We start from the raw sequence: 14,565 nt of genomic DNA, 5'->3' as shown, positions 1-14,565 counted from the left end.
CGGCAGTCGGCGGAGTCTCGCTGACACGTCAGAATCCCTTGGTGGGCAAGGAATTACGAGTCTTGGAATGGTCTTGCCATCCGGATAAGGGATTTCTCCGGGTGTAGGCTCGACGGCAGGACCCCGGTCGCGGGCCTCCACTTCTGTCGAACCACTGCGGTTGTCCGGCACGCCACCCGATGCGGAGCGGAAAATGGACAGACCGGCAGACGGCCCGGGACACGGCAGCGAGTTCGCGGAGCTTTCGGCGCTGGTGAAAGAGGCGGGTTTGTTCCGCCGCCGCCCGGTGCACTATCTCGTCCGCGCCGCAGCGGCGTTGCTGGCGTTCGGCGGGGCGTGGACGCTGCTCGCGCTCGGTGCGGCGAGCTGGTGGCAGCTCGGCACGGCGGCACTGCTGGCCGTCGCCTACACCCAGCTCTCGTTCCTCGGCCACGACGCCGGGCACAAGCAGATTTTCCGGACCCGCCGCGCGAACGACGCCGCCGGAACGGCACTGGCCGCGCTGGTCGGGCTGAGCTACGGCTGGTGGGTCGCCAAGCACACCCGGCACCACGCGAACCCGAACCTCGAGGAAGCCGACCCGGACATCGACATTCCCGCCCTGGCGTTCACTCGCCGGCAGGGCCGCGCGAAGGCGGGTTTCCTGCGCTGGATGGCGAAATACCAGGCTTTCCTCTTCTTTCCGTTGCTGCTGCTGGAAGGCATCGACCTGCACTGGTCCGGGATCAAGGCGGTGCGCCACGGCGGAACGCGGTCCCCTCGGCTTGACGCGACGCTGCTCGCCGTCCACCTCGCCGCGTACCTCGCGGCCGTGTTTCTCTTGCTGCCGCCGGGAATCGCCGCGGTCTTCGTCGTCGTGCACCACGCCGCGTGGGGTGTCTACATGGGATGCTCGTTCGCGCCGAACCACAAGGCGATGCCGCACCTGGAACCCGGGCACCGGCTGGATTTCCTCCGCCGCCAGGTGCTGACGTCGCACAACGTCCGCGGCGGCCGCTGGGCGACCTACGCGCTGGGCGGGCTGAACTACCAGATCGAGCACCATCTCTTCCCGAGCATCCCGATGGCGACCCTGCACCGGGCGCAGCCGCTGGTGCGGGACTTCTGCGCCGCCCGGGGAATCAGCTACAGCCAGGGCGGGCTGTTCCGCACCTACGCGGACGTCCTGGCGCACCTGCACCAGGTCGGGGCCCCGCTGCGAACCGCGGCGGAATCAGGTCGCTAGGAGCACGGTCTCGAACGCCGGGCCGATTCCGGCGGATTTCCGCGCGAACAATCCCCGAAGGCTGCCCGGCGCGGCCGCCGGATCCGACACATTTTCGCGTCGCGGTTCCGGCGCGAATCCGGGCCGGAATGGCAACACCCCCTCAGGGCGTCGCGGATAGCGCGCGGAATCGGAGGCCAGTCGGGGCTTTTTCACGTTCGCACCCCTGCTGACCTGCCCGGGTTCCCCCTATGTGGTGATTCTGGGCCCGCTGCCTCCCCGTCGCGGGGGAGAGCGCGGTACGAATTCTCCTGCCAGGTGTCGATGAACGCGGGTAAGCAGCTCGACAATTCCGTCCTTTGCCGTGGGAGCTTTCGTGATGGCCCGTCGTTCCGGATTCATGCGCTCCCGCGGGAAGCGCGCCGCCGCGGCTCTCGCCGTGGTCTTCGCCCTGAGCCTCGCGAGCGCCGCGCCCGCGATGGGCGCCACCCTGCCGCCCAGCGCCAGCCCGGCGAGCCCGTCCGCGGCTCCGTCCGCGAGCCCGTCCGCGGCTCCGGCTTCGGCGCAGGAGAGCCCGGCGCCGTCCAGTTCGGCTGCCCCCGCGCCGACCAGCACCACCCCGGCCACCCCGACCACCTCGGCGCCGCCCGCCGCACCGCAGCCGAGGGCGGTCGAGCCGAGAGGCCTGGGCTCGCCGCGCAAAATCGGCCCCGACCCGGCGTTCTCGACGGTCGCCCACGGCGCGATCACCATGGCGTCGAACTCGGTCGTCAGCTGTGGCACCGTGCCCACGTCCTGCGGGGAGACCGCGAACAACTCCACCTACGGCTACTGGGTCAAAAGCGACCCGGCCGCCCCGGGCAACACCGCCTCGAGCGCGAACCTGACCGTCCCGCCCGGTGCCACCGTCCTCTCCGCCCGGCTGTACTGGCAGGTCAACCCGATCTCCTCGAACGCCGACTCCGGCGACGCCTCCCGCGCGAACCAGGTCGCGTTCAAAGCCCCGGGTTCCGCGACCTACCAGCGGCTGACCGCCGACACCTACGACTGGTTCGACGCGCTCGGCAGCGGATCCCCGCAGATCACCGCGCACGCGGGCGTCAAGGACGTCACCGGGCTGGTCAAACAGGCAGGCGGCGGCTCCTACACCGTCGCCGACCTCCAAGCCTGCCGCGGCAACTCGGCCAACTCCGCCAGCAATCTCGGCTGCTGGGGCGGCTGGTCGCTGGTCGTGGCCTACGAACTGGACACCGATCCGCTGCGCTACCTGCAGATCTGGGACGGTTTCGACGTGGTCCGCGGCGGCGCCAGCCCCACCTCCACCACCATCGACCTGAACGGCATCCGGAGCCCGGGCGACCACGCCCCGTCGGCCACCATGGGCGTGGTCGTCGGCGACGGCGACGCCAACATCTCCGGCGACTACCTCGAATTCGGCCGCGACGCCGCGTCGCTGCAGCGGCTGACGCTGCCCGCGCCCGGCGGCACCAGCACGAACAACGCGTTCAGCAGCCGGATCGACCGCGTCGCCACGAACGGCACCGGCAGCAATGTCACCGACCGCACGCCGAATCCGGCTAACAACTTCGGCTACGACGCGCGCACGGTCGACGTCACCGGCAAACTGCCCGCCGGCTCGGACCGGGCCCAGCTGAAGGTCGGGACCACCGGCGACGCGCTGTACCCGCAGACCGTCTGGCTGATGACCGAGGCCAACGAGCCCAACCTGCAGATCGTCAAGTCCAACGACCCCGAGGGCAACCTCCAGGAACGCCCGCCGGGCTGGGTCGGGCAGGGCGGCGAGATCTCCTACGGGCTCGACGTCGCCAACCGGAACCCCGACGGCAGCACCACGAACCTGGACACCGCGACCGGCGTGGTCGTCACCGACACGCTGCCCGCCGGAGTGTCCTATGTGGCCGGTTCGGACCCGCGATGCACGGCGGCCGGCCAAGTCGTCACCTGCCAGCTGCCGGACCTCGCCCCAGGACAGAGCACGCACCTCGGGTTCCGCGTCACCGTTTCGCCGACGGTCGCGCCCGGCACTCGTCTCGACAACACCGCGTCGGTGGCCTTCCAGGGCAAGCAGACCGGCCGCGAGCAGACGCGGACGAGCAACACCGTCCGCAACGTGGTCGCGGCGCCGGAGTACACGCTGGCGAAGGTCGTGGACAAGGCGACCGCGCTGCCCGGCGACCAGCTGACCTATACCGTCACGCTGGCCAACACCGGCCCCATCGCGGTGCCGCCCACCACCGTCACCGACACGCTCCCGCCCGGCACGACCTTCGTCAGTGCGGACACCACGAGCGGCACCGTCACCGGGACCGGTCCGGTGCAATGGCACGCCGCGGCGATCCCTCCGGGCGGCCAGGCCACGCTGACCGTGCACGTCCGGATCGACGACGCGACCATCGGCGCCACGCTGATCAACCGCGCGAAGGTGACCGACGGCCCGCCGCCGACCGTCCCGCCGGAACGGCAGTGCAAGGACGACGCCACCGCTTCTTGTGCGGAGACGGTGGTGCCCGGCACGAAAATCGAGATCGCCAAGATCGCTGACAAGGCGTCGGCGAATCCCGGCGACACCGTGACTTACACCGTGGTCGTGCGCAACACCGGCCAGGTCGCCGCGCCCGGCGCGACGTTCACCGACGACCTGTCGAAGGTCCTCGACGACGCCGTCTACAACAACGACGCCGCTCCCGCCGCGCAAACCTCTTACACCGCACCGAAACTGACCTGGACCGGCGACCTCCCGGTAGGCGGTTCGGCGACGATCACCTACAGCGTCACCGTGAAGAATCCCGTGACCGGCGACCACAAGCTGGTCAACACAGTCACGTCGACCACGCCAGGCAGCAACTGCGCGGCCGGGTCCACTGATCCTCGGTGCGGCACCACGACGCCGGTCTCCGGAATCCGGATCAGCAAGACCGCCGATCCCGCCAGCGCCAAGCCCGGCGACACCGTGAAGTACACCGTGACGGTCGCGAACACCGGACAGACTCCATTGTCCGGTGCGACTTTCACGGACGATCTGTCCAAAGTGCTGGATGACGCTTCGTACGTCGGTGATGCGTCGGCTTCTTCCGGTTCGGTGAGTTATGCGGCACCGCTGCTGACGTGGACCGGCGATCTGCCCGTCGGCGGGACCGCGACGGTGACGTACTCGGTGAAGGTCAACAACCCCGACACTGGCGATCACAAGCTGGTCAACGCCGTTACGTCCACGACACCGGGCAACAACTGCGCCGCGGGTTCGACCGATCCGGCGTGCTCGACGACGACTCCCGTGTCCGGAATGCGGATCGAGAAGAAGGCCGACAAACAGTCCGCGAACCCCGGCGCCCAGGTGACCTACACCGTCGTCGTCGCGAACACCGGCCAGACTCCGTTACCCGGCGTGACTTTCACCGATGATCTGTCCAAAGTGCTCGATGACGCCTCTTACGACGGCGATGCCTCGGCTTCGGTGGGTTCGGTGTCTTACGCCGCGCCTAAGCTGACCTGGACAGGAGACCTCGCGGTCGGCGCTTCGGCGACGATCACCTACAGCGTCACCGTGAAGAATCCCGTTGCAGGCGACCACAAACTGATCAACACGATCACCTCCACGACGCCAGGCAACAATTGTGTCGCGGGTTCGGCCGACCCGGCGTGTTCGACCACGACGCCGGTGTCCGGGATCGAGTTCGCCAAGACCGTCGACAAGACCAGCGCGAACCCCGGCGATAAGGTCACGTACACGGTGACCGTCCGGAACACCGGCCAAACTCCGTTGTCCGGCGCGACTTTCACCGACGACTTGTCGCAGGTGCTGGACGACGCCGTCTACAACAACGACGCCACCCCAGCCGCGCAAACCTCCTACGCCGCGCCCCGGCTGACGTGGACCGGCGACCTCCCGGTAGGCGGTTCGGTGACGGTCACCTACAGCGTCACCGTGAAGAATCCTGTTACCGGCGACCACAAACTGACCAACACGATCACCTCCGCCACCCCGGGCAGCAACTGCGCCGCCGGTTCCGCCGATCCCCGGTGCGGCACCACGACACCGGTGTCGGGAATGCGGATCGCCAAATCCGCCGACCGCGACCAGGTCGTGCCCGGCGACAAGGTGACCTACACGATCACCGTCACCAACACCGGCCAAACCCCGTTGCCCGGCGCGACTTTCACCGACGACCTGTCCCAGGTGCTGGACGACGCCGACTACAACAACGATGCCGCTCCGGCCGCGCAAGTCTCTTACACCGCACCGAAACTGACGTGGACCGGCGACCTGCCCATCGGCGGTTCCGCGACGGTGAAGTACAGCGTCACGGTCAAGAACCCGGATCCGGGGGACAAGAAGCTGCACAACGTCGTCACGTCCTCGACCCCCGGCACCAACTGCCCGCCGGGTTCCACCGACCCGTCGTGCTCGACGACGACGCCGGGCAAGGAGCTGACGGTCGCCAAGACTGTCGACAAGCAGACCGCGAACCCGGGCGACAAGGTCACCTACACCGTGAAGGTGACCAACACCGGCCAGGTCCCGATGCCGGACGCGAGCTTCACCGACGACCTGGCGCAGGTGCTGGACGACGCCTCCTACAACGACGACGCGTCTTCCTCGGTGGGCTCGACCGCCTACACGGCGCCGCGGCTGACGTGGACGGGCAACCTGCCGGTCGGTGCCTCCGCGACAGTGACCTACAGCGTCACCGTGAAGAATCCGGTTACCGGCGACCACCAGTTGCGCAACACAGTCAGCACGCCCGTGCCCGGCAACTGCGAGCCCGGTTCGACGGACCCGAAGTGCTCGACCCTGACGCCGCTGCCGGGGATGACGATCGAGAAGAAGGTCGACAAGCAGTCCGCGAACCCCGGGGACAAGGTCACGTACACGGTCACCGTGACGAACACCGGCAAGACTCCGCTGCCCGGCGCGACCTTCACCGACGACCTGTCGAAGGTCCTCGACGACGCCGCCTATAACGGTGACGCCGCTTCGTCCGCCGGTTCCGTGTCTTATGCCGCGCCGCGCTTGACCTGGACCGGCGACCTGCCGATCGGCGCCTCGGCGACGGTCACCTACAGCGTCACCGTGAACAATCCCGTCAAGGGTGATCATCGGTTGGCGAACGTGGTCACGTCGGACACTCCGGGCGGGAACTGCCCGCCGGGGTCGACGGACCCGCGCTGCGGCACCGAGACGCCGGTGTCCGGCATCGCGATCAGCAAGGTCGCGGACAAGCCGTCGGCGAATCCCGGGGACAAGGTCACCTACACGGTGACTGTCACGAACACCGGCCAGACACCGTTGTCCGGCGCGACCTTCACGGACGACCTGTCGAAGGTCCTCGACGACGCTGCCTATGACGGCGACGCGGCCGCTTCTGTCGGTGTGGTCACTTATGCTGCTCCTCGATTGACATGGACTGGCGATCTTCCGGTGGGTGCTTCGGCGACGGTGACCTACAGCGTGACTGTGGCGAAGCCGGTCGAGGGCGACCACCGGCTGACGAACTTGGTCACGTCCGACACGCCGGGGTCGAACTGCCTGCCGGGCTCCACGGACCCGCGCTGCGGGACGACGACGCCGGTGTCTGGGTTGGACATTTCGAAGGTCGTGGACAAGAAGGAGGCGAAGCCAGGGGACAAGGTCACTTATACGGTCACGGTGAAGAACACGGGCCAGACGCCATTGCCTGGTGCGACTTTCACGGACGACCTGTCGAAGGTGCTGGACGATGCGACCTACGGGGACGATGCTGCGGCATCGGTCGGCTCGGTGAGCTATGCGGTGCCACGGTTGACGTGGACTGGCGACCTACCGGTGGGCGGTTCGGCGACGGTCACCTACAGCGTCACCGTGAACAATCCCGTCAAGGGCGATCATCGGTTGGCGAACGTGGTCACGTCGGACACTCCCGGCGGGAACTGCCCTCCCGGATCCACCGATCCGCGTTGCGGCACCACGACTCCCGTCGCGGGCTTGGACATCACGAAGGTCGCGGACAAGAAGGACGTCAAGCCAGGGGACAAAGTCACTTACACGGTCACGGTGAAGAACACCGGCCAGACGCCCTTGCCCGGCGCGACTTTCACGGACGACCTGTCGAATGTCCTCGACGATGCGACCTACGGCAATGATGCCGCGGCTTCGATCGGCTCGGTGAGCTATGCGGCGCCACGGTTGACGTGGAGTGGCGACCTCCCGGTGGGCGGTTCGGCGACGGTCACCTACAGCGTCACCGTGAACAACCCGGTCAAGGGCGATCATCGGTTGGCGAATGTGGTCACGTCGGACACCCCGGGCACGAACTGCCCGCCGGAGTCGACGGACCCGCGCTGCGGGACCACGACGTCGGTCGCGGGACTGATCCTGGAGAAGAAGGCGAGCGTCACCGAGGCGAAGGCGGGAGACCAGGTCACCTACACCGTCACCGCGCGGAACACCGGCCAGACCGACCTGAAGGACGCCACCTTCACCGACGATCTGACCGGCGTCCTCACCAACGCGACGTACAACAACGACGCGACCGCCTCGACCGGCTCGACGACCTACACCGCACCCCGCCTGACCTGGACCGGAGACCTGCCGCTGGGTGCGATCGCGACGGTGACCTACAGCGTGAAGGTCAAGACCCCCGTCGGCGACGGGCAGAGCCTGCGCAACGTCATTTCCTCGACCACGCCAGGCACCAACTGCCCCGACCCCTCGAGCGACGAGCGATGCAAGACGACCACGCCGCTCACGAAGACGCCGCCTACGCCACCGACCCCGCCGACAGCCCCGCCGACGCCGCCGGTCCAGCCACCACCGCCGACGCCACCGCCGACGCCACCGCTGGCGTCGACCGGCGTGGTACTGATCCCAGTGGGCATCGCAGCGCTCGCCCTGCTCGCCGGAGGCGGAGCACTGCTGCTGCTCTCGCGCCGCCGCCGCTCCCGGCCCTGACCGGGTGACGGACGGCTGGGCCTGTCGCGGTGGGCAGGCCCAGCCACCGTCGGTGCACGCCGCTCCGGGAGCACGGCACCACCGTGCGCGCGGTCGCGGCGAGGCCGGGTTCGACTCCGGGATGGGCCCGCCGGGTTGCTGCGTGCGCTTCTCCTGACGGCAGTCGGGTTATCCGGTGGGTTGGCAACAGGGAGGCGGTGGTCTCGTGCTCAATCTCGACCAGATGCCCGCTCCCGGGCACAGTGGCGTCGCCGTTCTTGCGCAGTGACTGCCTCCGCCGCAAGCCGCACGGGTGAACGTTGCACGGTGGCACTGGATCGCGCCTCCGCCTGGACTTCACCCCGGCGACTTCTGCCCGGTGCCCTGCGGCATCGACCTGGTATCTCAACAGCCTTAGCGTGCCGTGCGTCGGTGGTCCGCTTCGCCATGCCGTGAAGCAGAGACACCAGAACCGCCTGCATCGACCCTGGTATCTCAACGGCCGCGGCCTGCTGTGCGCGGATCGTCCACAGAGGAGCGTCGCGAAACAGAGGCACCGGAGCCGCCCAACGACCCCGGTGCCCCGGGCTTCAGCCCTTCAACAACCCCTGCATCTCGGCGATCTCCGCCTGTTGTGCATCGATAATCCGCTGCGCCAGCGCCTTCGCCCCGGCATCCGAGCCCTGCGCGAGCTCCGTCTTCGCCATCTCGACCGCCCCCTGATGGTGCTTGATCATCATGTCCAGCCACGATCGGTCGAAGGCCGGGCCCTTGGCGGCGTCCAGGCTTTTCATGTCGGCGTCGGACATCATGCCGGTCATCGCGTGGTCGCCGGACATCTCGTGGCCGCCCGGCATCGAGTGGCTCGTCGCGGCGGCGCCCCAGGTCTTCAGCCAGCCCTGCATCTGCCGGATTTCCGGGTCCTGCGCCCGGTCGATCCGGCCCGCCAGGTCGACGACCTTCGGGTCGCTGCTGCGCGACGGCACCATTTTCGCCATTTCCAGCGCCTGCTGGTGGTGCGGGATCATCTGCTGGGCGAACGTGACGTCAGCGGCGTTGTGCCCCGCCTGCGAGCTGGGCGCCGGAGCGGGCGAGTCCGGGCCGCTGCAGGCGCCGAGCAGGAGTGACGCGGTCAGCACGGCACCGCTGAAAAAGATTCTGCGCACGAAAAAACCTTCTCTCAAAAGGAAAATTGCGAGGAAAGACCGGAAAGGGAATACCGATCAGGTTCGCAACACACAGAGAGAAGTCAGGACAGTCCGGCCCCGTCTGTCGGGTGGGCGGTCGGCGGCGGGGGAGCCGCGAGTGCCGTCGAAAATGGCCTTCACGACGGGGTAGCGGCGGAAGGCCAGCAGGCCCAGGACGAGCGCGCCCGCCGCGTACAGGACTGCCAGGCAGAGGTGCAGCATCGAGTGTTCGCCGGCGGGCATGCCGGACTCGGCGGCCGGGGCTGGCAAGGCCGAGTGCGCCTCGACGGACATCTGGCTGGTCATGGCATGCCCGGCATCGGGGGAAGGCACGTGGTGCATCACGGCGACGCCCAGTGCCAGCGCGAACAGCAGCAGCACCCGCTGCACGCTGCCGAGCCGGGACGTCGCCATGGGAGCAACCGTACCTGGCACCGGGGGAACCGGGGCGGGGCGGACGAAACGGTCACGCTGAGTGGTCGGCGAAGGCGCCCCGTACTGGAAGTTGAACATTCACTCAACCAGGTTCCAGCCCGTGGCGCCGAGGCCGCCCCCGCTCGCCCGGGGTGCGGGTGTGCTACTAGGTTCGAGGGGGCAAGACTTGATGTCGAAGACAGAAGGAGGGCCCCATGGCCCGGTACGAGCTGCCCGAACTCGATTACGACTACGGTGCCCTCGCGCCGCACATCTCCGGCGAGATCAACGAGCTGCACCACAGCAAGCACCACGCGACCTACGTCAAGGGCGCGAACGACACGCTGGACAAGCTCGCCGCCGCGCGGGAGGCGGGCGACTTCGGCTCGATCGTGGGCTTGGAGACGACGCTGGCGTTCAACCTGGCCGGGCACGCCAACCACGTGGTGTGGTGGAAGATCCTCTCGCCGGAAGGCGGGGACAAGCCGACCGGCGAGCTGGCCGCGGCGATCGACGAGGCGTTCGGCTCGTTCGACAAGTTCAAGGCCCAGTTCACCGCGGTGTCCACCACGATCCAGGGCAACGGGTGGGGCGCGCTGTCGTGGGACCCGATCGGCAAGACGCTGATCACCCAGCAGCTGCGCGACCACCACAACAACCTGATCCTGCCGACCGTGCCGATCCTGCTGGTCGACGTGTGGGAGCACGCGTTCTACCTGGACTACAAGAACGTGAAGCCGGACTACGTCAACGCCCTGTGGAACATCTTCAACTGGGCCGAGATCAGCAAGCGCTTCGACAACGCCGTCGCCGGCGGCAACGGCCTCCTGCTCGGCTGAGCCCGACGCACTGAAGCACCGGAAACGGGGTCCGGCCCACGCGGCCGGGCCCCGTTTCGCGGGTTTCGGCGCAATTAGTCGCCCGGCTGGGGGAAATCGCTGCGACGAATGTCGGGAACCGCTGGTAGTCCGCGCATCCCGGCAGCCGCCTGCACGGCCTGGATCCGGGTGCATCCGGACGTGCACGCTGCACGCCCGCCGAATGCGGATGCCGATTCGCGCGCCGCCGTCTGCGGCAAGGACCACCTGATTCAGCGAGATTCGCTCGCATTCGGTGGGTTCTTTCCCTCGATCGAACAAGTGCCTGGACAGCGGCGGACCGGCGCGGCACCCTGGAAGCGCAACCATGTCGGGGGGCAGGGGGAGCACATGGCGTTGCGCATTCATTTCACCGACGACGATTTCGGCCGGACGAGGCGGCGCACCGGCCCCGATCCGCTGTGGGAACTGGTGCTGAGCCTCACCGCGCTGCAGAGCCGCCGCCCGGCGGGCGGGCTGCGGGTCTGGTCGGCTCGTGCCCGCAAGCAGCTTCGGCGGGAGGGGCTGCTTCCGCAACCCCGTCCGGCGCCCGCGCTGGAGTTCCGCAACCGGGCGGTGAAGGCGCTGCCCTCCGGCGGCGAGGCGACGGTCCGCCGCACAGGGGTGCTGAGACCGGCGGAGCGGCGACGGGAGATCGGTCCGGTCGCGGGGGACGGCGTCGTGCGCGTGGAGAAAACGAGGCTGCGGGCTGACCTTCAGACGTTCTTCGTGCACGGTGTCGCGCCGTCGTGGGTCGGGGACGTGGCCGACGGGGCGCGCACGCTGCTCACGTCGTACAGCCTCGCGCGGCAGACTCCGGCCGTCCACCCGGAACGGTCCGGTGCCGCGATCCCCTGGGAGGGACCGGAATTCTTCGGCGAACCTCCTACGGATCGCAGTGTCTACTTCGGAGGCTTGCTCGTGATCCCGGCTTATTTCCGGGTCGTGGAACCGGATCCGGCGACCGGACCAGAACCGCCGGTGGTACTGGCCCGGCCCGCGATCACCGCGGGCGACGCCGTTCAGGACCCGCTGCCGGACCTGCTCGGCCCGACCCGCGCCCGCGCGCTGCACGCGCTGACGATCCCGAGATCCACCGCCGAACTGGCCGGGGAGATCGGCGTGACACCGGTCGCGGCGAGCAAGCACGCGGGCGTCCTGCGCCGTGCGGGATTGGTGGAAAGCCAGCAGGACGGGAAGACCGTCCGGCACGCGGCGACGGCCACCGGACTCGCGTTGCTGAGCGCTTCCGGCGGGGAATGATGGGGCGCGCGGGGGAGAATTCCACGTACTAACGGAAGACGGCGGCAATAAACGACGTGTCAGCACGACCGGCGGCCGGCGCGGAATGGAACGCGCCTCGCCGATCCGGCTGCGGCGGCCGAGTTGCCTCAGTGTGGTGTTACCCACGAATGAGTGAAAAGAACGGGTGAAATCGGACATCGATCCCGGCTCGGATTGCCCGCGGCGGGCTTTTTTTCCTGCGACTTGGGCACATTTGTCCGCGAACCCTGCCGCGTTCCCGGTTTTCGCGGCATTCTCGGATCATGGCTTCTGGTTTCCGCGCGTCCGCGGCGCGCGGGCGCGTGTTCCTCCTTCCGGTCCTGGCCGCGGCGGTCGCGGTCTCGGCGCTGGCCGGGATCTGCCTGGGGCTGTGGATCCACCGGCAGGGCTCGGCGGCGATCGACCGCGCGCCGGGCCGGTCCGTCGTCGCCGCCGTGGAGCCCGGATCCGGCGCGCTGCGCGGGAGCGAGGGCGCCGCGATGCCCGACACCCGGCGCGTCACGTGGACCGCCCCGGACGGCGGGGCCGAGGAAGCGAACATCCCGCTGCGCTCCGACCCGGCGGCCCGCGGCCTGACCCGCATCCGCATGGACGCGCGCGGCCAGCTCCGGGCCTCGTCGCCGGACCGCCTCGACGTCCTGTCGGTCTCGGTGATCACGACGGTCGCCTGGGAACTGGTCACCGCGATCGCGGGATTCGCGCTGTACCGCCGATTCGCCCGGGGGCGGGTCGCTGGCTGAGGTGTGAGCGCGGGTCGGGTTGCTGCCGGGTTCGGCTGCCAGCATGCGCGGAGCCGGTTCGGCCGTCGCCGAGGCGGGTTCGCCTTGCCCGCCGGTCCGCCCGGGGCGTGTCGCTGCATGGGGCGTGAGCGAGGGCGCGGCTGGCGTCGTGGATACGGGCTTCGCGCTGCACCGCAAGCTTCGTACGAGAGCCTCAACGCCAATGGCAACGATAAAACCAGATGATCGCGAGCGGAATCGCCGTCGTGAGCACCGCGCCCACCGCGATCGGGGCGGCTGAGCCCATTCCGAAGCCGACCACCAGGGTGACCAGGCCGGTCAGGAACACGCTGAGCACGCCGAGCGCGGCCGCGGCGAAGGTGACCGCGGGCATGGGGCGGAACTTCTCGAACCGGCGGGCAAGGCGCGGATTTTCCTGGGCGAGGCATCGCTCGATCTCGTCCAGCTGGTGTTGTTCGTGGTCGCGCAGCGCCATCGTCCGCTCCGCCCGTCGACCTGGCCGGGACTTCTCCGCTGATTCTGCCACGAAATCCGGCCGGAATCCGGGGTCGAGTTCGATTCGACGCCCCGTGCGGGTGAGTCCGGGAAGCCGCGGAGCGGGGGCGGCCCGCCGCGTCCGGCAGCGGGCCGCCCGTGCGGGTCAGTCGCGGCGGCGGCCGCCCACGATGAGCCGGTAGCCGGTCAGGATGACCAGCGCGCCGAGCACCGCGAGACCCCACGTGCGCAGGTCGAAGAACGTCCCGAGCTGGGTGTGGAACAGCGTTTTGCCGATCCAGCCGCCCACGAACGCGCCTCCGATCCCGAGCAGGATGGTGATGATGCAGCCGCCCGGGTCCTTGCCCGGCATGAGGGCCTTCGCGATCACTCCGGCGATCAGGCCCAGCACGATCCAGCTGACAACGCCCACGTCGGTCCTCTCCTCGGTACGGCGGCGGCCTCTCGGGCCGCCCCTGGCCGGACCAGGATGGCATGGTCCGACCGGGTGGCGCGCGCCAGCGTCGGGGCTACTTTCCGTAGTACCGGCGAGGAGTCAGCGGCGGAGGGCGGTTTCCGTGTCCATGTGCGACAGCTTCGCCGGATTCCGCACCGCGTACAGGCCGGTGATCTTGCCGTCGTCGATGCGCAGCGTGAGCACCGTGTCGACCTCGCCGTCGAGCTTCAGCACCAGCGCCGGATGCCCGTTGACCTGCATCGGGCGCAGCGGCGCGGGGATCTGGGCGCTCCCGGCGGCCAGCAGTCGCGCGACCTTGTCCGCGCCGACGATCGGCCGCGGCACCGCCTGCTTGACGCCGCCGCCGTCGCCGAGGAAGACGACGTCCGGGGCGAGCAGGTCGAGCAGGCCTTGCAGGTCGCCGGTTTCGACGGCCTTCTTGAACGCGTCGAGCGCGCCGCGGGTTTCGGCGGGCGTGACGTCGCCGCGCGGGCGGCGGGCCGAGACGTGCGACCGCGCCCGGTGCCCGATCTGCCGTACCGCGGCCGGGGTTTTGCCGACGGCTTCGGCGATTTCGTCATAGGGCACGTCGAAGACCTCGCGCAGCACGAACACCGCGCGCTCGGTCGGCCGCAGCGTTTCGAGCACCAGCAGCATCGCCGTCGAAACGCTGTCGGCCAGTTCGACGTCCTCGGCGACGTCCGGCGCGGTGAGCAGCGGTTCGGGCAGCCAGGTGCCGACGTAGGACTCCTTGCGCCTGCCGAGCGTGCGCAGCCGGGTCAGCGCCTGGCGGGTGGTGATCCGGACCAGGTAGGCGCGGTGCTCGCGGATCTCCTCGAGGTTGACCCCCGCCCACTTCAGCCAGGTTTCCTGCAGCACGTCCTCGGCGTCGGCGGCCGAGCCGAGCATCTCGTAGGCCACGGTGAACAGCAGGTTCCGGTGGGCGAGGAAGGTCTCGGTGGCGAGGTCCGGGCTCGCTTCGCCGGGCGCTGTCATGGATGGCTCCTTCGCGTTCTGGGG

At 69.1% G+C, this 14,565-nt stretch carries 10 protein-coding genes; 5 read left to right on the top strand and 5 right to left on the bottom strand.

What is annotated here, in order from left to right; genetic code table 11:
- Positions 1-193 precede the first annotated feature (193 nt).
- On the top strand, positions 194-1,225 hold the full coding sequence (locus FKO37_RS33025; protein ID WP_238607065.1) for an acyl-CoA desaturase: 1,032 nt from the start codon (positions 194-196) through the stop codon (positions 1,223-1,225).
- Positions 1,226-1,583: 358 nt separating this feature from the next.
- Positions 1,584-8,153 carry a DUF11 domain-containing protein gene (locus tag FKO37_RS33020; protein ID WP_238607064.1) on the top strand — a complete coding sequence of 2,190 codons (6,570 nt, stop codon included), beginning with the start codon at positions 1,584-1,586 and terminating at the stop codon, positions 8,151-8,153.
- Between the two features lie 569 nt (positions 8,154-8,722).
- On the opposite strand, the gene FKO37_RS33015 is transcribed toward FKO37_RS33020, so the two are convergent.
- Together FKO37_RS33015 and FKO37_RS33010 are read right to left on the bottom strand one after the other, a co-directional pair.
- Positions 8,723-9,298 (bottom strand): DUF305 domain-containing protein, encoded by a 576-nt coding sequence (locus FKO37_RS33015; protein ID WP_238607063.1) that lies wholly within the window; start codon positions 9,296-9,298, stop codon positions 8,723-8,725.
- A 57-nt stretch (positions 9,299-9,355) separates the two neighbouring features.
- The gene (locus FKO37_RS33010; protein ID WP_238607062.1) at positions 9,356-9,733 is read right to left on the bottom strand and encodes a hypothetical protein; all 378 of its coding nucleotides are present in this window, start codon (positions 9,731-9,733) and stop codon (positions 9,356-9,358) included.
- Between the two features lie 215 nt (positions 9,734-9,948).
- On the opposite strand from FKO37_RS33010, the gene FKO37_RS33005 reads away from it, so the two are divergent.
- The 3 genes from FKO37_RS33005 (at position 9,949) to FKO37_RS32995 (ending at position 12,614) form a co-directional block, all read left to right on the top strand.
- A complete protein-coding gene (locus tag FKO37_RS33005) occupies positions 9,949-10,572 on the top strand; it encodes a superoxide dismutase (protein WP_009077066.1) in 624 nt (207 codons plus the stop codon).
- A 369-nt stretch (positions 10,573-10,941) separates the two neighbouring features.
- Complete coding sequence (locus FKO37_RS33000) at positions 10,942-11,853, top strand: helix-turn-helix transcriptional regulator (RefSeq protein ID WP_238607061.1); 912 nt, start codon at positions 10,942-10,944, stop codon at positions 11,851-11,853.
- A 284-nt stretch (positions 11,854-12,137) separates the two neighbouring features.
- Positions 12,138-12,614 (top strand): hypothetical protein, encoded by a 477-nt coding sequence (locus FKO37_RS32995; protein WP_205673463.1) that lies wholly within the window; start codon positions 12,138-12,140, stop codon positions 12,612-12,614.
- A gap of 193 nt (positions 12,615-12,807) precedes the next feature.
- On the opposite strand, the gene FKO37_RS32990 is transcribed toward FKO37_RS32995, so the two are convergent.
- The 3 genes from FKO37_RS32990 to FKO37_RS32980 all read right to left on the bottom strand — a co-directional run bounded on the left by FKO37_RS32990 (position 12,808) and on the right by FKO37_RS32980 (position 14,541).
- Positions 12,808-13,089 carry a DUF3040 domain-containing protein gene (locus FKO37_RS32990; protein WP_037820086.1) on the bottom strand — a complete coding sequence of 94 codons (282 nt, stop codon included), beginning with the start codon at positions 13,087-13,089 and terminating at the stop codon, positions 12,808-12,810.
- Between the two features lie 165 nt (positions 13,090-13,254).
- Positions 13,255-13,521, bottom strand: a complete 267-nt coding sequence (locus tag FKO37_RS32985) for a GlsB/YeaQ/YmgE family stress response membrane protein (protein WP_037820087.1) — start codon at positions 13,519-13,521, stop codon at positions 13,255-13,257.
- A gap of 123 nt (positions 13,522-13,644) precedes the next feature.
- Positions 13,645-14,541: an RNA polymerase sigma-70 factor gene (locus FKO37_RS32980; protein ID WP_043833161.1), complete on the bottom strand. Its 897-nt coding sequence runs from the start codon at positions 14,539-14,541 to the stop codon at positions 13,645-13,647.
- Positions 14,542-14,565 lie beyond the last annotated feature (24 nt).

The organism is Amycolatopsis sp. Poz14, assembly GCF_006704225.1.
Taxonomy (GTDB): Bacteria; Actinomycetota; Actinomycetes; order Mycobacteriales; family Pseudonocardiaceae; genus Amycolatopsis; species Amycolatopsis nivea.
The sequence above is the reverse complement of the archived record's forward strand: the minus strand, read 5'-3'. Positions and strand labels throughout refer to the sequence as shown.

Coding starts and splice junctions, on each gene's coding strand:
- FKO37_RS33025 (WP_238607065.1), top strand. CDS start 194: ATGGACAGACCGGCAGACGGCCCGGGACACGGCAGCGAGTTCGCGGAG.
- FKO37_RS33020 (WP_238607064.1), top strand. CDS start 1,584: ATGGCCCGTCGTTCCGGATTCATGCGCTCCCGCGGGAAGCGCGCCGCC.
- FKO37_RS33010 (WP_238607062.1), bottom strand. CDS start 9,733: ATGGCGACGTCCCGGCTCGGCAGCGTGCAGCGGGTGCTGCTGCTGTTC.
- FKO37_RS33005 (WP_009077066.1), top strand. CDS start 9,949: ATGGCCCGGTACGAGCTGCCCGAACTCGATTACGACTACGGTGCCCTC.
- FKO37_RS33000 (WP_238607061.1), top strand. CDS start 10,942: ATGGCGTTGCGCATTCATTTCACCGACGACGATTTCGGCCGGACGAGG.
- FKO37_RS32995 (WP_205673463.1), top strand. CDS start 12,138: ATGGCTTCTGGTTTCCGCGCGTCCGCGGCGCGCGGGCGCGTGTTCCTC.
- FKO37_RS32990 (WP_037820086.1), bottom strand. CDS start 13,089: ATGGCGCTGCGCGACCACGAACAACACCAGCTGGACGAGATCGAGCGA.
- FKO37_RS32980 (WP_043833161.1), bottom strand. CDS start 14,541: ATGACAGCGCCCGGCGAAGCGAGCCCGGACCTCGCCACCGAGACCTTC.